Source organism: Streptomyces sp. CA2R106, from assembly GCF_037034245.1.
Lineage (GTDB): Bacteria > Actinomycetota > Actinomycetes > Streptomycetales > Streptomycetaceae > Actinacidiphila.
This window is the reverse complement of the sequence record NZ_JBAGKC010000023.1, coordinates 44,218-60,938: the sequence shown is the minus strand read 5'-3', so window position 1 is coordinate 60,938 and position 16,721 is coordinate 44,218. Positions and strand designations below refer to the sequence as shown.

Sequence of the window (16,721 nt, the reverse complement as noted above, 5' to 3'; positions counted from 1 at the left end):
CGGGGCCCCGGGGGAGCCGCCCTCGGTCAGACGGTGACCGCGCCCAGCTCCGCCGCCACCAGCTCCGCGAGCTGTACGGCGTTGAGCGCGGCGCCCTTGCGAAGGTTGTCGTTGGACACGAACAGCGCCAGGCCGTTGTCCACCGTCTCGTCGCGGCGGATGCGGCCCACGTACGACGGGTCCTTGCCCGCGGCCTGGAGCGGGGTGGGGATCTCCGAGACCTCCACGCCCGGCGCCGCGGCGAGGATCTCGTAGGCGCGCTCCACGCTGAGCGGGCGGGCGAAGCGGGCGTTGATCTGGAGGGAGTGGCCGGAGAAGACCGGGACCCGTACGCAGGTGCCGGACACCTTCAGCTCGGGGATCTCCAGGATTTTGCGGGACTCGTTGCGGAGCTTCTGCTCCTCGTCGGTCTCGAAGCTGCCGTCGTCCACGAGGTTCCCCGCGAGCGGCACCACGTTGTACGCGATGGGCCGCTGGTAGACCGCCGGGTCGGGGTAGGCGACGGCCGACCCGTCGAAGGCCAGGCGGTCGGCCTGCGCGGTGACCTGCTGCGCCTGGCCGTGGAGCTCGGCGACGCCCGCCAGGCCGGAGCCGGAGACGGCCTGGTAGGTGGCCACGACCAGCGAGACGAGCCCGGCCTCGTCGTGCAGCGGGCGCAGGACCGGCATGGCGGCCATGGTGGTGCAGTTGGGGTTGGCGACGATGCCCTTGGGTCGGTCGGCGAGCGCGTGCGGGTTGACCTCGGAGACGACCAGCGGGACGTCGGGGTCGCGGCGCCACGCGGAGGAGTTGTCGATCACGACGGCGCCCTGGGCGGCGACCTTCTCGGCGAGCGCGCGGGAGGTGCCGCCCCCGGCGGAGAAGATCACGATGTCCAGGCCGGTGTAGTCGGCGGTCGCGGCGTCCTCGACGGTGACGGTCGCGCCGTCCGCGCCGCCCTCCCAGGGCAGGGCGCGGCCCGCGGAGCGCGCCGACGCGAACAGGCGCAGCTGCGTCACCGGGAACTTCCGCTCGGCCAGCACCTTGCGGACGACCCCGCCGACCTGTCCGGTGGCTCCGACGATTCCGATCCTCATTGCGGTATCTCTCCGATCATGCCTGTCTGGGGGTGCCCGTCCGTTTCGAGTATCCCCGGGCCGGGAGCGGGGCGCCCGGGGATTTCAGCGGGCGAGACGGCCGGGGGCGGGTGGGCCCGCGGCCGCGGGTCGCGGGTCGGCGTCCGCCGCGGCGGCGAGGGCCGCGAGCGCGGCGGCCGTCGCGGTCGGGCCCGCCGGGAGCAGCGGGAGCCGGACGTCCGGGGTCGGGATGCGGCCCTGGGCGTGCAGGACCGCCTTCACGACGGCCGGGTTCGGCTCGCTGAAGACGGCGGCGGCCAGGGCGGACAGCCGGCGCCCGCGCGCGTACGTACCGGCGCCGCCCGCCGCGGCGAGGGCCGCCCACTCCCCCGTCGCCAGGTGGGCCGAGGCCAGTACCGCGCCGTGCGCGCCGAGCGCCAGCAGCGCGGGGGCCAAAGCGTCGTCCCCGGCCAGCACCTCGAAGTCCGGGGGCGCCGCCGCCAGGAGCGCGACGGTCTCCGCGGTGACGTCCCCCGTCGCGTACTTCACGCCCGCCACCCCGGGGACGCCCGCGAGGGCGGCCAGCGCGGCGGCGGACAGGGGCTGCCCGGTGCGGTGGGGCACGTGGTAGACCAGCACCGGCAACGGGCTCGCGGCGGCCACCTCGCGGAAGTGGGCGAGCACCCCCGCTTCGCCCGGCCGGGTGAACGACGGGACCGTGGCCAGCACCGCGTCCGGCGGCTCCGGCAGGGCGGCGAGGGCCGCGGCCTCACGCGCGGCGCGCCGGGTGGAGCCGGCGCCGCCCACCCCCACGGTCCAGCGGGCGCCGTGCGCGCGGCAGACCCGGCCGACCACGGCGGTGACTGCGGCCCGCTCGTCCGGCTCCAGCGCGGCCGCCTCCGCGGTGGTGCCCAGCGCCACCAGCCCGCCGGCGCCCTCGTCCAGCACCTCGTGCCCGAGGCGCTCCAGCGCGGCGAGGTCGACCCGCCCGTCCGGCCCGAACGGCGTGATCAGCGGTACGTGGATCATGCCTGCGAGTGTGCGCCGCCGGGAAGCGGAAGGTCCAGTTAAATGTCGTGCACGGAACTCTTAAGCAGCTCTACGCTGCGTCGCATGTATGAGATCTCCGCCGATCCCGCGCGCCTCGACGTCGCCCGCGTCCACCAGTGGCTGTCCGCCGACTCGTACTGGGCGAAGGGGCGTTCCCTCGACAAGCAGCGGGCCGCGATAGCCCACTCGCTCAACTTCGGGGCGTACCGCGAGGACACCGGCGAACAGCACGCCTACGCCCGGGTCGTGACCGACCTCACGACCTTCGCCTGGCTCTGCGACGTCTACGTCGACCCCGCCGCCCGCGGCAACGGCCTCGGCACCTCCCTCGTCGCCGCCGTCCGCGACCACCTCGCGCCCCTCGGCATACGCCGCATCCTCCTGGCCACCGCCGACGCCCACGGCGTCTACGCCAAGGTCGGCTTCGAACCCCTCGCCGACCCCACCCGCTGGATGTCCCTGGGCCACTGACCCACCCGCCCCGGGCCCGCTCAGCGCCGCGGCAGCGCCCTGGCGGCCTCCTCCAGCCGCTCCATTCCGTGCACGAGCGGGCCCCGGTACCCCGCGCCGAGCCGCCGCCCGTCCTCGCCGACCCGGGCGTATCCGAGGAAGGGCACCCCGGCGGCAGCGGCGGCCCGGGCGTCGGCCGCGGAGTCCCCGATCATGAGGCAGTCCTGCGGGCGCACCGCGAGTGCAGCGCACGCCGCCCGCAGGCAGTGCGGGTCCGGCTTCATCAGCTCCGGGCGGACCGGGTCCCGTCCGAACACCGCGTCGCCGAAGCAGCCGTCGAGGCGGTGCTCCTTGAGGTAGGCGCGCACCGCACCGGGCGCGTTGTTGGTGGTCATCGCGAGCGACCGGCCGCTGTCGGCGACCGCCTGGATGAAGTCGTCGGCATGCGGGGTGCTTTCGGCGCCGAGCGCGGCCAGCTCCTCCTCCTCGGCGAGCAGGAGCTCCAGTTCGGCGGCCAGCTCGGCGCTCGGTGCGGCCCGCAGGATCGCGTGCGGGTCCGAACTGCGCAGCAGGGCCTCGTCGACGACGGGTGCGCCGCGCGCCGCGAGCAGTTCCCGCAGCAGGGTGGCGATGCTCATCGCGGAGCGGGTGTGGAAGAGGCGGCACACCGGCCCGTCGAAGTCGAGCAGCAGGCAGTGCGCACGGGCGAGCAGTTCGGGGACGGAGCGGTCGCGGCGCGGGGCGTCGTGCGGAGAAGTCACCTGACGAGTGTCGGCGGCCGGGCGGCCCGATGCCAGAGCCGTTGCGTTCAGTCCGGCGGCCGGTTCCGGCGCCACCAGTCCGCGAACACCGCCTCCACCTGTTCCGTTGGCGGCGTTTCCGGCAGTCGCAGCGGCTCGCGTGCGGCCGCCAGCACGCGCTGTACGACGGTCGCCGCGCCGCGCAGCCGCACCCGGCCCGCCGCGCTGCCGGGCGGCTCCTGGGTCCGCGCGAGCCGGGCGGTGGCCCGCAGCACGTCGGTGCACAGCGACTGGACCAGCTTGTAGGCGCGGTAGTGCGGCAGGTCCTGCGCGGTGCCCGCCGACCGGCGCGGCCCGACCGCGCGCTGCCACCGCCGGACCATCTCCTGCTCCTGGTCGGCCGGGTAGTCCATGAGGTGCAGATGGGTGGCGAGGTCGTACAACGGGTCGCCGAGCAGGGCGAGTTCCCAGTCGATGGTCCACAGGTCGCCGGCCCGGTCGACGACGAGGTTCCGGCGGTGCAGATCGCCGTGGAGGAGGGTGCGCGGACGGTCGGTGAGCAGCGGTCGGCGCCGCGCGAAGGCGTCGAGCGCGGCGACGGGCACGCCGAGCAGGTCGAGCAGTTCCGCCATCTCCTTCTGGCGGTCCCGGTAGGCGTGCGCCATCGTGAAGTGGGTGAGCGCGCCCAGGAACGCGGTGGCGCCGCCGTGCTCCGGGTAGGCGGCCGGGTCGTGCCGGTCGCAGGCGGCAGCGGGCTGCGGGCCGGCGTGCGCGGCGAGCGCCTCGGCGTCGACTCCGGCGAGGGCGTGGAAGAGCTCCTCGATCTGGTCGAGGTAGCGGCCGGGTACCCGGCCGGGCCGGGCGCCGCGCACCCGGTCAAGGGTGACCCCTTCGATGAAGGCCAGGAAGGCCAACCGCTGTCCGTCAACGGTCTGTTCGACCACCTGCGGGATGCGCGGCGGCGTCCGGCCGTAGCGGGCGCCCCGACCCTGGCGGGCGTGCAGCAGGCGCAGCAGTTCCTCCTCGGAGGGGAACCAGCGCATGTCGTACCAGAGCGCGTCCTGCCGCGGTTCGCGCAGCTTCAGCCAGCGGAAGTCCCCGGCGAGCGGTGAGCTCCGGTCGAGGCGTACGGCGAAGGTCCGGTGGTGGTAGCCCTTGAGGGGCCCCTCCACCCGGTCGGCCCCCACCGCGCCGGCATGGTGGGCGACGCCCTGCGGGGCCGTGGCCGTCGTCGTCACGTTTCTCCTCGCCGCTGGTACGCCCGCGGGTGTGGATCAACGGGCCGCCCGGAAGCGACCACGATAGACCGGCTCAGTCCTCCGCGGTGAGCGGCTCGGCGATGGTGGTCCACACGGAGTCGAACCAGTCCTGCGTCTCCTGGACGAACCGGGACTCGGGCGACGCCGGGTCGGCGGGGTCGCGCCGGTGCGGGAAGAGCGTCGCGCTGATGCCGAGGACGTCGTAGATCTCGCCCTCGCCGCTGCCGTCCTCGAAGGTGACCACCCGCGGCACCAGCCGGTACAGGCCGTGCAGCGCGGTGTCGTGGTTGAGCAGGTAGAGCTTGAACATCGGGGTGGCCGGCAGCGACCGGAACTGCACGTCGAGCCGCAGGTCGAGGCCGATCTCCTCGGCGACCGCCGCGAGGGCGTCGAACGTCGAGCGCAGCGTGACCACATGGCTCCTGATGAGCTGCCGCAGCCGCCGCATCGGACGCGGGTCGTCCGGGTCGGCCACCATCCGCGGGAAGGCCAGCACCGCTTCGGTGCTGGGCAGCAGCACCCGCAACGTGATGGAGGACGGCCGCAACTGGCCCAGCATGACCCGTTGCAGCGGCTGGGAGAGCACGCTGTTGAGGGTCTCCGTGGTGAGGGAGAACGTGTCGATCACCACGTCCTGCTGCTCGAAGGCGGCCGCCGTGTGCGCGGCGAGGGCGGCCAGCGCGCGCTCCGGCTCCTTGGTGCCCGCGGTCCGGCCGCGGGCCTGCCGGGGCAGCACCTCGGCGGACCGGCCGCGCTGGTTGTCGATGTAGCCCTCCCGGCGCAGCTCGGTCAGCGCCCGCTGCACCGTCGGCCGGGAGACGTCGAACCGCTCTTCCAACTCGGCCTGGGACGGGATGCGTTCACCCACCGGGTAGCGGCCGTCGTCGATCTCGCCGCGCAGCACATCCGCGATGTGCAGGTAGGGCGGCCGGGAGCTGGTGGGCGAGGCCGGTTCATCGGGCACGGGCCAACGTTACAACTTCCCTCCCCCGTCGCACACTTGCCTCAGCCAAGTTTACCGATCTCGCCCCCGCGGGCACATCAAAGACAAGAAAGCTCACTCAACTTCCTTCGATAATGGTCAAGTTGGACAGTTGAATGACCTCACTCCGTCTCAGAGCTGGGGAGGTGGGGGCCGTGGTGGTCTGGGGTCTTTGGGGGTTCGTGCTGGAAGAAGTGGTGCAGTGGCGGTACGGCGCCGCGGGGATGCTGGTCGTGGGGCTGGTGACGGTCGGGCACAAGGCGAAGAGCACCGCGTGCACGGCGATCGGGCTGACCGCGCTGGCGCTGCTGCTGGCCCAGTGAGGGACGGAGGGTGCCGGGCGGGTCAGAAGACGTCGGGGCACCAGGGGCGGCGCGGGGTGCGGAAGAGGGTGTCCGCGGTGGAGGCGGCCTGCTCGCGGTGCTCGGTGATCCGGCCGAGCACCGCCAGCCGCACCGCGGACTCGTCGCCGAGGTAGAGGCACGCGAGGTCGGCGGCGGTCAGGGCGAGGTCCGCCGGCGCCGACGTGGGGGTGCAGGTCGCGGCCCCCTTCCCGTCGGTCTCCAGCAGGAAGCGCCCGGCGGCGGGCCCCGCGGCGGTGCCGTCACCGCCGCGCACCTCGTCGCGTACGTCCAGCACCAGCGCGGTCGCCGGGCCCGCGTAGCCGCGGGCGGTGAGCGCGGCCGGGACGTCCAGCAGCCGCAGCCACAGGAAGTCGGCGTACGCCTCGGCCCGGGCCGCACGCGGGTCGCCCAGCAGCAGGGGCATGACGTCGTCGGGCGCGCGGTAGCCGGAGGTGATCCGCGTGATCCAGTCCATCGACAGCAGGAAGCGCCACAGCGCCACCTCGGCGGCCGGGGTGGCCGCCGTCAGGTCCACGACCGTCAGATCCGTCCGCGGCTGCTTGCCCGGCCACGGGTGGTCCTGCACGTCCCACCGCACGAACCCGTCGACCCGGCCGTCCGGGCCGCGGTAGGCCGCGCAGAAGTGCTCCTTCCAGCCGTGCAGCCGCAGTTCGCCGGTGGTCCGCTGCCACCACAGCGGCGGCCGGTCGATCGCCCCGGGGGTGCGCGCCCTGAGCCGGTCGTGCACCGCGGGGCCGAACTCGCCCAACTCGGCGAGCGTCGCCATGTCCACCCGCCCGCCGTCCGCCGGCCCGGCGTACCGCTGGTCGAGCGCGGCCCGCGGCACGTCGACCTCCCAGTTCGCCACCCACGTCGCCGGGCCGAAGCCGAACCGGCCGTAGATCGGGTACTCCGCTGCGATCAGGATCGACACCGCGTCCCCGCGCTCCCTGGCGTCGGCGAGGTCGGCGGCCATCATCCGCGCCGCGAGCCCGCGCCGGCGGTGCGTGGCGGTCACCGCGACGTTGGTGATCGCCGACGCGGGCACCGCCGCCCCGCCGGGCACCGTCAGCTCCCTGGGCATGCTGCGGAAGGTCGCCACACAGCGGCCGCCGTCGAACGCCCCGCGGGTCCGCGCCAGGTCGATGATCCTGCGGCGGGCCGCGACCTCCTCGGCGTCGGCCGTCGGCGCGATGTGGAAGCCGGTGTACTGCGCCCGCACCCAGTCGGCGACGTCGGACTCTTCGAGAGTGCGGATCTCAGCGGTCATGCCCGGCACGATAGGCGGGCGGGCCCCGGCCCCGCACACGGTTATCGGTCCGGGCGGCCCCGCGGCGGACAGGGCCGGTCAGTCCTCCGCGAGCAGGTCCTCCACCCGCGCCTCGCCCGCCCGGTAGCGGCGCGTGATCTCCGCCGAGCAGCCGTCCACCGTCTGCTGGAGCGCGTGCCGCCGCCGCGACACCTGCTGCTCGCGACCGGCCAACCGGGCCATCCCCGCGTCCAGTTCGGCGTCCGTACGGGCGTCGAGGTCGGACAGCTCCACCTCGGAGAGCATCTCCTCGGCGAGCAGCCGCACCCGCTCGGTCAGCGGGGTGCCCAGCGTGACGTGCCGGGCCGAGGAGCGCCCCGGCGACGGCCCGTCGGTGAGGATCTCCGGGAGCCGGTCCACGACGGGTGCGTCGGCCGGCCCGGCCGGGGCCTGCGTGCCGCCGTGCGTCCCCTGCACGCCCGGCGCTCCGGCCTCCTCGGCCACCGCCTCGGCGGCGTCCGCGCCACCGCGCCGGGCCCGTTCGGCCCGCAGGATGTCGATCCGCCCGTGCAGCATGCGCCGCAGGTACGACAGGTCGGCCTCCTCCCGCTGCGCCTCGCGGCGCAGGGCGCGCAGCGCGACCAGGTCCAGCGCAACCAGGTCCAGCGCGCCCAGGTCCGGCGCGGGTGAACCGGTAAGGCCCCCGGACAGCGGGCCCAGGTCCACCAGGGGACCGGCCGGCGCGTCGGCGACCGGACCGCGTGGCGCGGGCGGCCGTAGCGGACCCGTGGCGTCGGCCTTCAGCATGGGTTGGCCCTTCCTGCTGTGCGATCCGCCGGGGAACCGGCGGCCCTCGGTACGGCGCCGCCGTGCGCCGCGCGCGGCACCGGGTGCACGGTGCCGGGCGTGTGTCCCGCGCCGGTTCTGGTCATCCCTGTCGTCCCCTCCGGGCGTGCCGCACGCCCCTCCCGGCTTCGATGCTGCCACCTGCCGTCGGCGGCCCGCAGCGACTCTGCACCCGAACGGCCGTCACAACAGTTGTGCGACCCCGCCGACCGGGCGAACGCCGCTCCCCTCGATCGGCCGCCCTCACCCGTGTGGGGTACGGCCGCCGGGACCCGCGACAATAGGGCCATGCGAGCGGTGGCCCAGCGGGTGAGCGAAGCGAAGGTCGTCGTCGACGGGGAGACCGTCGGCGCCATCCAGGGACCGGGACTGTGCGTCCTGGTCGGTGTGACGCACGACGACACGAAGGAGAAGGCCGCGGCGCTGGCCCGCAAGTTGTGGAGCCTGCGCATCCTGCCCGAGGAGCGGTCGTGCTCCGACATCGACGCCCCGCTCCTCGTGGTGAGCCAGTTCACGCTTTACGGTGACGCCCGGAAGGGTCGCCGGCCCACGTGGAACGCCGCGGCGCCCGGCCCGATCGCCGAGCCGCTCGTCGACGAGGTGGTCGCGCAACTGCGCGGGCTCGGCGCGACCGTCGCCACCGGGGTCTTCGGCGCCGACATGAAGGTGTCCATGACCAACGACGGGCCCTTCACCCTCGTCGTCGACATCTGACCGGCGACGGGGGCGCGGTGCCGGCCGCGGGGCCCGGCACCGCGCCCCCGTCGCAGGTCACGCGGGCGCTACGGCGCGACCACGGTCTCCTGCGCCGCCGCGGTGTTCTCCCCCGCGATCAGCGTCGCGTGCTCCGGGGTGTTCCGCTTCACCAGCGCGAGGGCGATCGGCCCCAGCTCCCAGTGCCGGGCGGAGGAGGTGACGAAGCCGATCGCGCGGGCCTCCCCCGGCCCGGCGCCGTCGGCCGCGACGCGGACCGGGTCGCCGTGGGCGGGCAGCCGCACCTCGCTGCCGTCGAGGTGGAGGAAGACGAGCCGGCGCGGCGGCCGCCCGAGGTTGTGCACCCGCGCCACCGTCTCCTGCCCGCGGTAGCACCCCTTGCTCAGGTGCACCGCGCTGTCCAGCCAGCCCAGCTCGTGCGGGATCGTCCGGTGGTCGGTCTCCAGGCCCAGCCGCGGCCGGTGCGCCTCGATCCGCAGCGCCTCGTGGGCGAGCACGCCCACCGCCGGGCCCGCCGTGGCCGCGAAGTCCGCCAGTTCGGCGCGCGGCACGAACACGTCCCGGCCGTACGGCGTCTCGCGCACCGCCCACCCGGCGGGCACCTGGGTGATCGAGCCGGCGGGCAGGTACACCACCGCGTACTGCTCCCCCGCGTCGGCGACCTCGACCCGGTAGAAGAACTTCATGCTCTCCAGGTACGCCAGCAGCGCGCCCTGGGTGCCGGGCTCGACGTGCAGCCAGGTGGTGGTGCCGTCGTCGACCAGGTACAGGGCGTGCTCGATGTGGCCGTGCGCGGACAGGATCAGTGCCTCGGTGGCCTGCTGCGGCGGCAGTTGCTCGACGTGCTGGGTGAGGAGCAGGTGCAGCCAGGAAAGCCGGTCCTCGCCGCTGACGGTGACGACGCCGCGGTGCGACAGGTCCACGAAGCCGGTGCCGTCCGCGAGCGCGCGCTGCTCGCGGAAGAGGTCGCCGTAGTGGGCGGCGACGCCCTCGTCAGGGCCTTCTGCGGGGACGGCGCCGGGAAGCGACAGCAAAGGGCTCTTGTTCATGCGACCCAGCGTACGGCGGCGCGCCTCAGGCGTTCCCCGCGGCTCCTGCCGCTCCTGCCGCTCCCGCGGCGCCGGTGGCCTCCGCGTGCCCGGCCGCCTTGCGCGCGCACTCCTGGCAGCGCCCGAAGATCGCGAAGTGCTTCATGTCCGTCTCGAAGCCGAACTTCTCGCGCAGCTCGTCCTTGAGCGGGGCCGCGACGCTCACGTCCGCCTCGGTCACCCGGTCGCAGTCCCGGCAGACCAGGTGCATGTGGTCGTACCGGTCGGCGAGGTGGTAGGTGGGGGCGCCGTGGCCGAGGTGGGCGTGGTTGACCAGGCCCAGCTCCTCCAGCAGCTCCAGGGTGCGGTAGACCGTGGAGATGTTGACGCCGGACGCGGTCTTGCGCACCTCGCACAGGATGCCGTCGGGCGTCGCGTGGCCCAGGGCGTCGACCGCCTCCAGCACAAGCTCGCGCTGCGGGGTCAGCCGGTACCCGCGCTGCCGCAGATCGCTCTTCCAGTCGGTGCTCGCCACGCGCCCCAGTGTAGGTACGCCTACTTGAAGAAGGCGATCCCGTCGTCCGGAAGGTCCTTCAGGTCGGCGACCCACTCCTTGGGGTCCACCACCTTCTTCAGGTGCGCCGACATGTACGCGCGCAGCGGCACCGCGGGCGTGGCCTTCTCGCCCACCCACATCAGGTCGCCGTTGACGTACCCGTACAGCCGCTTGCCGCCGCTGTACTCCGGGGCGACCGGCAGCCGCGCCACCGCGTCCGTGACCAGGTCGATCTGCGGCTTGCCCTCGGCCAGCTCACCGGTCCAGATCTCCACCACGCCCTCGTCGCGGGTGGTGGTCACGTCCACCTTGCGCTCGGCGTCGATCCGCCAGTAGCCCGTCTCGGACTCCAGCGGCCTGACCTTGCGGCCCTCCTCGTCCAGCACCCAGGTGTGCGAGGTGTACTCCAGGAACGGCCGGCCGTCGTGGGTGAAGGCGACCTCCTGCCCGAAGTTGCACTTCTCGGCGCCGGGGAAGTCGTGCACGCCCGCTCCGGTCCAGCGGCCCAGCAGGAAGGCCAGCGGGACCAGGGTCGGGTGCAGGTCGGAGGGGATCTCGATCATGTCAGCGCTGGCCCTGGTACAGCTTCTTCACCGAGTAGATCGCGAAGGCGGCGACGCCCACGCAGACCAGGACGAGCAGAGCGTCGAAGTAGTACTGGATTTCCACGGACAGGCTCCTCGGCGGCAGACAGTACGGGCCGGCACGCGGCTGCGGCACGGCCCGTACGCAAGTCTAGTGCGCGCCCTTCCCCCGCCCGCGCCCAGGCCACGCCCGGTGCGGCCTCAGCCCAGCAGCTGGGCCTGGAGCCGGACCGTCTGCCGGAAGGGCACCTCCGGCAGCGCGCCCTTGCGGGTCTGCACCACCAGCGCGTACGTGTCGCCCGCGCCGAGGATCGCCGTACGGGTCGACACTCCCCCGTGCGCGCCCGCCTTGGCCTGGGCGTACACCGTCTCGGCGCTCGGGATCGACTTCGACTGCACCGTGCCGTCGTCCACGGCGTCGCGGGCGCCCCGGACCGGGACCCCGGCCAACTGGGCGTAGTGGGAGTTGCGGTGGCCCGCGGTGAGGAACTGCACGAGGTAGATCTCGGTCCTGGTGCCGTCGGGCATGGTCCAGGCGCGGGCGGCGATGTGCCGCAGCGCGTCGTCCTGCAGTTCCAGGCGCGTGTCCCGCGCGGTGTCCGGGAACTCGAAGTCGTACCGCTTCAGGTAGTCCGCGGACGGCAGCCACCCCTTCGTCCCGGGGAAGGAGCGGTCCGCCACGGCCTGCTCGGGCAGCGGCAGCAGCAGCGACCGCAGGTCGGCGTAGTGCACGCCGGCGGGGTTGGCCGCCGCGTCCAGCGGCCGGGGGCGGCCCGCGGGCAGCTTCGGCAGGGCGACCGGCGGATAGGTCCACCGGCCGTCGCCAGGTGTTTTGAGCCCGGGGATCTTCGTCCGCTCCGGCTGCGCCACCGCGTACGTCGCCGCGCCGCCGAACGCCGCGAAGACCAGGACGGCCGCGGTCCAGCGCGCCGCGGCCCGCAGCCTGCGCCGCGGCGGGCGGGCCGGGCCCTCCGCCGGAGCGGCGGCCTCGGGGGCGGGGCCGGGTGCAGGGTCGGGTTCGGGGGCCGGGTCGTGCGTCACGCCGGGCGCCGCCTCCTCGGTGGTCTCGGGTACGGCGGTCTCGGGTACGGCGGTGTCGGGTACGTCGGTCACGGCGGGCCCCGTGGTCTCAGGTGTCGTCTCGGTCATCAGATCGTCGTCCCCGGGTCCTTGATCCGGTCGAGCTGGCGGCGCAGCAGGTCGGCCGCCGCGGACTTCGCCAGCGGCCGCGTGCCGTCGGCCGACATCGTCACCATCAGGTCGCCTTCGGTGGCCTGGCAGGTCATGCCGTCGAGCTTCTCGTCCTTGTCGATGGGCGGCAGGACGCAGGTGGCCTTCGGGTAGCCCTTCACCTTCGGGCCGGTCCGGAAGACGCCCAGGGCCTTGGTGAAGGCGGTGAAGTACTCCGTCTGGGCCTTCGCCGCCTCCTTGTTCTTCATCTGCACGATCCGGATCTGGACCTCCAGGTCGCCACCGTCCTCGAGGTAGGTCCGCATCCCGGCGGACTCGATGTGGAGGGCGTCGACGGCTTCGTCCAGTTCCTTGCGCTCCTTCGCGGACAGGTCCTGGGAGTCGCCCCTGACCAGTTGCCGCGCCTGCTCGGCGCCGAGCGCGACATCGTTGCCGTACCCCTCGACGTCGGGGCCGGGCCGGTAGCCGGTGGGGACCGGGAGAAGAAGCAGGCGCGGGCTGCCGTAGTGGCTGCCGCCGGACCTCGCGCCGAACGCCTTGGTGGCGGTGGGCGCCGGCGAGGACCACGGGGTGGCGGCGGGCTTCGCGGCCACGGTGCCCTGCCCGCCGTGCAGCACCGCGTACCCGAGGCCGCCGCAGGCCGCGACCGCGACGAGTGCGGCAGCGACTGCCAGCGCGGGGACCCGCCGGGACCGCACGGGGGCGGGCTCGGACGCCGGCTCGGCAGCGGGCGCGGCGGCCGCCTCGGACGCAGGCTCGGCGTCCGGCTCGGCCGGTTGCTCCGACGCAGCCGGTTCGACCGGCTCGGCCGACTCAGGGGAAGGAGAAGGGTTCTCGTCGCTCACAACCGCTCCAACTGCTTCTCGAGGAAGGACCGGACGGTCCCGTACTTCACCGGGTGGAGCGCGTCGACGAAGACCTCGACGTAGACATTGCCCTTCCGCGCGATGCCGCGCCCGCCGTACGACGGCAGGTAACCGGAGTCCTGCCGGGCCTTGCCCGAGCCCCAGACCGTGCCGCTCAGGACGTCCGTGAGGTCGTGCGCGGTACCGGCCCCGGGCATCGAGTCGTCGATCTCCTGCTGTGCGTCGAAGAACTGCTGGGCGTCGGCGGCGGTCTGGTCGCGGAACTGGACGAGGCGCACCTCGTAGTACGTGTCGTGCTTGTCGGTCCAGTCCGCCACGGCGGCGCGCTGGAAGCCGTCGAGGGCGAGCTGGGGGAAGATGACGTCCGGCCCGCGGAAGTCCTCGGCGTAGTCCGCCAGAGGCAACCAGTCCCGCTCCTGCTCCTCGGCGCCCTTCGGGGTGGGCACGAGGAGCTTGCGCAGGTCGCCCTGGTAGAGCAGGCCGCCGTCCTGAGCGGCCGTCAGCTTCGGCGCCGCCGGGCCGGCCCCCTTCGGCTGGGCCAGGACCGGGCCGCTGAGCGGTGGCAGCGGCGTCGGCGGGCGATCCTGCTGGATGCGGTAGCCGAGGCCGCCGCCCGCGAGCACGCCCAGCACGGCGGCGGCCGCGATCAGCAGCGTGGTCCGCCCGCGCCGACGCGGCTTGTCCGGCGGCGGGTCCTGCGGGAGTTCGGGTACGGCTGCGGGCTCCGCGGCCGGCTCGGCCGACTGCTCGGCGACGGGCTCGGCCGCCTCCCTTGAGCCGGGCTCGGTGATCTGCTCGGTGGTCTGCTCCGAAAGGGGCTCCGGAGCTGCTTGCTGAACCTGCTCGGGGACCGGGACAGGGTCCGGTTCCGGGACAGGGGTGTCATGGGACAAGGACACTCCACGAGAGGGGATGAGCGGGTTAGTGACCCGTCCGCAGCCGCTGGTGCTGCGCGTCAAGGAGGTGCTGGAGGAGCGCGCGGGAGGGTGCCCGCCCGCCGGTCACGGAGATCGTGATGTGCACGTCGCCCTGGTAGGAGGTGGCGAGCAGGGTGTTGGCGGACTCGGCCGAGCCGGACGACAGGTCGTACCCGCGCGCCGGGTAACCGCCTTGCAGCGGAAGGGTGGTGGCCTGGTAGCCGGACGCCGCGTAGTACGCCGCTGCCTGGTCGCTGCCGCGGAGCCGGACCAGTTCGACGGTCACCTCGGTGACGCCGTCGGCGGTCAGGTACGTACGGGTCGCGGCGGCGCGGAAGCCGTACGTGGACAGGGCGCGCGCGGCTTTGTCCTGGTCGGCGGCGGCCGCGGCGACGTCGGCCGCGGTGTCCGCGCTGCCCGCCGGGTCGCCGTAGACGTCGGCGCCGCCGGGCGGTGGGATCAGGAAGTAGCGCAGGTCACCGCTGTGCACGCCGTTGGACACCGCTCCGGTGGGCGCTGTGCCGGCGGCGGCGGAGGCCGTGGGCGCCGCCGATGGGGAAGCCGACGCCGAATCCGAAGAGTCCGCGGTGGAAGCCGTACTCGTGGCCGTCGTCGTCGCCTTCGGCAGCACGGCGGCGTCCGAGCCGCCCGGCGACGAGCCGAACGCGAACACCGCGCCGGCCGTCACGGCCGCCAGCGCGACCACTCCGGTCACGGCGGCGGCGAGCCCGCCCCGACGGCCCGCGCCGTCCCTGAATCCCACCCTCAAGCCCCCCCGGGCACATATGCGTCCGCGCCCAGCAGATCCGCGCGGACCTGCTTTATATCACCGCTTAGGGTGCTCGTATGACGAATAAAGTCGTGATCAAGGTGACGGCCGGTGCGGACGCGCCCGAGCGGTGCTCGCAGGCGTTCACCGTGGCCGCGGTCGCGGTGGCCAGCGGGGTGGACGTGTCGCTCTGGCTGACCGGCGAGTCCGCGTGGTTCGCCCTGCCGGGCCGGGCCGCGGAGTTCGAACTCCCGCACTCCGCGCCGCTGCCCGACCTGCTCGACGCGCTGCTGGCCGGCGGCCAGGTCACGCTGTGCACGCAGTGCGCGGCCCGCCGCGACATCACCGAGCGCGACGTCATCGACGGTGTACGGATCGCCGGTGCGCAGGTCTTCGTCAGCGAGATCACCAAGGACGGCGTCCAGGCGCTCGTCTACTGATCCGGTGCTCCGGCGCCGCTGCCGGGCGGCGTTGTCAGACCCCCGGGCTACGGTGCGGGCATGACGGAATTCGTACTCGTGCCGGGCGCCTGGCTCGGTTCTTCGGTGTGGGACAAGGTCGCGGAGCGGCTGCGGGCGGCGGGCTGCGGCGCCCATCCGGTGACGCTCTCCGGGGTCGCCGAGCGCCGCGGTGAGGGGCCCGCCGGAGCGCAGGCCCACGTCCGTGACGTCGTCGACGCGGTCGAGAAGGCCGGGCTGCGGGACGTGGTGCTGGTCGGGCACAGCTACTCGGGCATCCCGGTCGGCCAGGCGGCGGGCCTGATCGGGGACCGCCTGGCGCGGGTGGTCTACGTGGACGCGAGTGTGCCGGTGGACGGCGGGTCGTTCGTGACGAGCTTCCCCGGTGCCGACGAGGTGGCGGAGGCCGTCGCGGCGAACGCCGGGTGGTGGGCGCCGCCGGGCCCCGAGGAGTTCGACGGCCAGGGGCTCGATCCCGAGCAGATCGCCCGGCTGCTGGCGGGCGCCACGCCCCACCCGGGCGCGAGCCTCACCGAACCGGCGGCCCTGGCCCGCCCGCTGGAGAGCATGCCGACGACCTATGTGAAGTGCCTGCTGGACTGGCCGGAGCCGACCGGCGCCGCCGCGGAACTGCTCGCCGCGGACTGCTGGGAGCTGGTCGAGATGGACACCGGGCACTGGCCGATGTTCTCCCGGCCGGACGAGCTGGCGCGGGTGCTGCTCACCGCGGCCGGCCACACGGGCTGAGCGGCGGCCCGCCGACACGCCGGACGGGGGGTGCGGCGGGCCCCAGCAGCCCCGGGGCCAGGTCCGGAAGGCGGTCCGCGGACCGGTCCCGACGGGTGCCATTCGGGGGTCCCGGTCGTACGGTTGAAGTGTGTACGCGCGACGTCGTCACTGGTACTTCGCCATGATGGGCACTTGCGTGGTGCTCTTCGTCCTGGCGTGGTCGGTCGTGCGCCTGTGGTCGGTCCAGGCGGCGATCGGAATGTGCCTGTTCGCGATGTTCATCCCGCCGGTCGCGGCGATCGTCGCGAACCGGAAGGGCCCGGAGGACCGGTGGTGGGACGAGAAGGACGGCCCCGGTCCGAAGAAGGCGGAACGCAAGGCCGAGGAGGCCGCCCCGGAGCCGGAACGGCGCAAGCGCGGAAGTTGCGGCGACCCGCAGTCGGACGCCTGGTGGGCGGAGTTGGACGAGCCCAACCGCAGGCACCGCCGCGACTGAACCTTCCTCGGCGCCCACCGCGCCACGGCCGCACCCCGACATACGGACGGCGCTCTGGCATACGGACGGGCCGCACCCCCTTGCGCGGGGTGCGGCCCGTCCGGCTCTCGGTGAGACCGGGCCGTGCGCGGCGCCGGCCTCAGACGGCGATGGCGACCTCTGCCGCGGCGCCCTGCTGGGCCACCACCGTGCGGTCGACCGTGGCGCCCGGCACGAGGGCGCGCAGGGTCCAGGTGCCGGGGGCGGCGAAGAAGCGGAACTGCCCGGTGGCCGAGGTCGGCACCTCCGCAGTGAACTCGCCGCCGCCGTCCAGCAGCCGGACGTAACCGCTGACCGGCTCGCCGTCGCGGGTGACGGACCCCTGGATGATCGTCTCGTTCGCCACGTCAACTCCTGCCAGGTCCGGGCCGCCGGCCTTCGCTCCACACATAAGGTTCA

General features: G+C 74.2%; 21 protein-coding genes. 6 read left to right on the top strand and 15 right to left on the bottom strand.

Annotation, left to right across the window (positions count from 1 at the left end):
• Positions 1-26 precede the first annotated feature (26 nt).
• Positions 27-1,076, bottom strand: a complete 1,050-nt coding sequence (locus WA788_RS26395) for an aspartate-semialdehyde dehydrogenase (RefSeq protein ID WP_335981269.1) — start codon at positions 1,074-1,076, stop codon at positions 27-29.
• Between the two features lie 84 nt (positions 1,077-1,160).
• A complete protein-coding gene (locus WA788_RS26390) occupies positions 1,161-2,084 on the bottom strand; it encodes a dihydrodipicolinate synthase family protein (protein WP_335981267.1) in 924 nt (307 codons plus the stop codon).
• 84 nt (positions 2,085-2,168) lie between these two features.
• Between WA788_RS26390 and WA788_RS26385 the strand changes: the two genes are divergently transcribed.
• Positions 2,169-2,576, top strand: coding sequence for a GNAT family N-acetyltransferase (locus WA788_RS26385; protein ID WP_335981265.1), 408 nt, complete (start codon positions 2,169-2,171; stop codon positions 2,574-2,576).
• A gap of 20 nt (positions 2,577-2,596) precedes the next feature.
• Here WA788_RS26385 and WA788_RS26380 read toward each other — a convergent pair whose 3' ends face one another.
• From WA788_RS26380 to WA788_RS26370, 3 genes are all read right to left on the bottom strand, one after another.
• Complete coding sequence (locus WA788_RS26380; protein ID WP_335981262.1) at positions 2,597-3,316, bottom strand: HAD family hydrolase; 720 nt, start codon at positions 3,314-3,316, stop codon at positions 2,597-2,599.
• 47 nt (positions 3,317-3,363) lie between these two features.
• A complete protein-coding gene (locus tag WA788_RS26375) occupies positions 3,364-4,533 on the bottom strand; it encodes a phosphotransferase (RefSeq protein ID WP_335981260.1) in 1,170 nt (389 codons plus the stop codon).
• A gap of 73 nt (positions 4,534-4,606) precedes the next feature.
• A complete protein-coding gene (locus WA788_RS26370; RefSeq protein WP_335981259.1) occupies positions 4,607-5,518 on the bottom strand; it encodes a GntR family transcriptional regulator in 912 nt (303 codons plus the stop codon).
• A 134-nt stretch (positions 5,519-5,652) separates the two neighbouring features.
• On the opposite strand from WA788_RS26370, the gene WA788_RS26365 reads away from it, so the two are divergent.
• Positions 5,653-5,859, top strand: a complete 207-nt coding sequence (locus WA788_RS26365) for a hypothetical protein (RefSeq protein WP_335981256.1) — start codon at positions 5,653-5,655, stop codon at positions 5,857-5,859.
• A 22-nt stretch (positions 5,860-5,881) separates the two neighbouring features.
• Here the strand turns inward: WA788_RS26365 and WA788_RS26360 are convergent, their stop codons facing one another.
• Together WA788_RS26360 and WA788_RS26355 are read right to left on the bottom strand one after the other, a co-directional pair.
• Entirely contained in the window at positions 5,882-7,150 is a 1,269-nt protein-coding gene (locus tag WA788_RS26360; protein ID WP_335981254.1) for a GNAT family N-acetyltransferase, read from the bottom strand.
• 78 nt (positions 7,151-7,228) lie between these two features.
• The gene (locus WA788_RS26355; protein WP_335981253.1) at positions 7,229-7,936 is read right to left on the bottom strand and encodes an RsiG family protein; all 708 of its coding nucleotides are present in this window, start codon (positions 7,934-7,936) and stop codon (positions 7,229-7,231) included.
• 327 nt (positions 7,937-8,263) lie between these two features.
• Between WA788_RS26355 and dtd the strand changes: the two genes are divergently transcribed.
• Positions 8,264-8,689, top strand: coding sequence for a D-aminoacyl-tRNA deacylase (dtd, locus tag WA788_RS26350; RefSeq protein WP_335981252.1), 426 nt, complete (start codon positions 8,264-8,266; stop codon positions 8,687-8,689).
• A 68-nt stretch (positions 8,690-8,757) separates the two neighbouring features.
• Here the strand turns inward: dtd and ygfZ are convergent, their stop codons facing one another.
• The 7 genes from ygfZ to WA788_RS26315 all read right to left on the bottom strand — a co-directional run bounded on the left by ygfZ (position 8,758) and on the right by WA788_RS26315 (position 14,594).
• Entirely contained in the window at positions 8,758-9,738 is a 981-nt protein-coding gene (ygfZ, locus tag WA788_RS26345; protein WP_335981251.1) for a CAF17-like 4Fe-4S cluster assembly/insertion protein YgfZ, read from the bottom strand.
• 25 nt (positions 9,739-9,763) lie between these two features.
• The gene (locus WA788_RS26340; protein WP_335981249.1) at positions 9,764-10,252 is read right to left on the bottom strand and encodes a Fur family transcriptional regulator; all 489 of its coding nucleotides are present in this window, start codon (positions 10,250-10,252) and stop codon (positions 9,764-9,766) included.
• Positions 10,253-10,272: 20 nt separating this feature from the next.
• Positions 10,273-10,836, bottom strand: coding sequence for an FABP family protein (locus tag WA788_RS26335; RefSeq protein WP_335981247.1), 564 nt, complete (start codon positions 10,834-10,836; stop codon positions 10,273-10,275).
• A gap of 222 nt (positions 10,837-11,058) precedes the next feature.
• Entirely contained in the window at positions 11,059-11,970 is a 912-nt protein-coding gene (locus WA788_RS26330) for a hypothetical protein (RefSeq protein ID WP_335981245.1), read from the bottom strand.
• A 35-nt stretch (positions 11,971-12,005) separates the two neighbouring features.
• Positions 12,006-12,893 (bottom strand): hypothetical protein, encoded by an 888-nt coding sequence (locus tag WA788_RS26325; RefSeq protein WP_335981244.1) that lies wholly within the window; start codon positions 12,891-12,893, stop codon positions 12,006-12,008.
• Positions 12,890-13,807 carry a hypothetical protein gene (locus WA788_RS26320; protein WP_335981242.1) on the bottom strand — a complete coding sequence of 306 codons (918 nt, stop codon included), beginning with the start codon at positions 13,805-13,807 and terminating at the stop codon, positions 12,890-12,892. The genes WA788_RS26325 and WA788_RS26320 overlap by 4 nt, the downstream gene beginning before the upstream one ends.
• A gap of 28 nt (positions 13,808-13,835) precedes the next feature.
• Positions 13,836-14,594 carry a hypothetical protein gene (locus WA788_RS26315; protein WP_335981241.1) on the bottom strand — a complete coding sequence of 253 codons (759 nt, stop codon included), beginning with the start codon at positions 14,592-14,594 and terminating at the stop codon, positions 13,836-13,838.
• An 83-nt stretch (positions 14,595-14,677) separates the two neighbouring features.
• Between WA788_RS26315 and WA788_RS26310 the strand changes: the two genes are divergently transcribed.
• From WA788_RS26310 to WA788_RS26300, 3 genes are all read left to right on the top strand, one after another.
• Positions 14,678-15,040: a DsrE family protein gene (locus WA788_RS26310; protein WP_335981239.1), complete on the top strand. Its 363-nt coding sequence runs from the start codon at positions 14,678-14,680 to the stop codon at positions 15,038-15,040.
• A gap of 60 nt (positions 15,041-15,100) precedes the next feature.
• Positions 15,101-15,805 carry an alpha/beta fold hydrolase gene (locus WA788_RS26305; protein ID WP_335981237.1) on the top strand — a complete coding sequence of 235 codons (705 nt, stop codon included), beginning with the start codon at positions 15,101-15,103 and terminating at the stop codon, positions 15,803-15,805.
• 130 nt (positions 15,806-15,935) lie between these two features.
• Positions 15,936-16,283: a DUF3099 domain-containing protein gene (locus WA788_RS26300; RefSeq protein WP_335981236.1), complete on the top strand. Its 348-nt coding sequence runs from the start codon at positions 15,936-15,938 to the stop codon at positions 16,281-16,283.
• A gap of 139 nt (positions 16,284-16,422) precedes the next feature.
• Here WA788_RS26300 and WA788_RS26295 read toward each other — a convergent pair whose 3' ends face one another.
• On the bottom strand, positions 16,423-16,713 hold the full coding sequence (locus WA788_RS26295) for a DUF1416 domain-containing protein (RefSeq protein WP_069466740.1): 291 nt from the start codon (positions 16,711-16,713) through the stop codon (positions 16,423-16,425).
• Between the last annotated feature and the right edge of the window lie 8 nt (positions 16,714-16,721).

Bases quoted from the DNA above. Each gene is read 5' to 3' on its own strand.
- WA788_RS26305 (WP_335981237.1), top strand. From the start codon at position 15,101: ATGACGGAATTCGTACTCGTGCCGGGCGCCTGGCTCGGTTCTTCGGTG.
- WA788_RS26335 (WP_335981247.1), bottom strand. From the start codon at position 10,836: ATGATCGAGATCCCCTCCGACCTGCACCCGACCCTGGTCCCGCTGGCC.
- WA788_RS26355 (WP_335981253.1), bottom strand. From the start codon at position 7,936: ATGCTGAAGGCCGACGCCACGGGTCCGCTACGGCCGCCCGCGCCACGC.
- dtd (WP_335981252.1), top strand. From the start codon at position 8,264: ATGCGAGCGGTGGCCCAGCGGGTGAGCGAAGCGAAGGTCGTCGTCGAC.
- ygfZ (WP_335981251.1), bottom strand. From the start codon at position 9,738: ATGAACAAGAGCCCTTTGCTGTCGCTTCCCGGCGCCGTCCCCGCAGAA.
- WA788_RS26365 (WP_335981256.1), top strand. From the start codon at position 5,653: ATGACCTCACTCCGTCTCAGAGCTGGGGAGGTGGGGGCCGTGGTGGTC.
- WA788_RS26295 (WP_069466740.1), bottom strand. From the start codon at position 16,713: ATGTGTGGAGCGAAGGCCGGCGGCCCGGACCTGGCAGGAGTTGACGTG.
- WA788_RS26390 (WP_335981267.1), bottom strand. From the start codon at position 2,084: ATGATCCACGTACCGCTGATCACGCCGTTCGGGCCGGACGGGCGGGTC.
- WA788_RS26360 (WP_335981254.1), bottom strand. From the start codon at position 7,150: ATGACCGCTGAGATCCGCACTCTCGAAGAGTCCGACGTCGCCGACTGG.
- WA788_RS26310 (WP_335981239.1), top strand. From the start codon at position 14,678: ATGACGAATAAAGTCGTGATCAAGGTGACGGCCGGTGCGGACGCGCCC.
- WA788_RS26395 (WP_335981269.1), bottom strand. From the start codon at position 1,076: ATGAGGATCGGAATCGTCGGAGCCACCGGACAGGTCGGCGGGGTCGTC.
- WA788_RS26385 (WP_335981265.1), top strand. From the start codon at position 2,169: ATGTATGAGATCTCCGCCGATCCCGCGCGCCTCGACGTCGCCCGCGTC.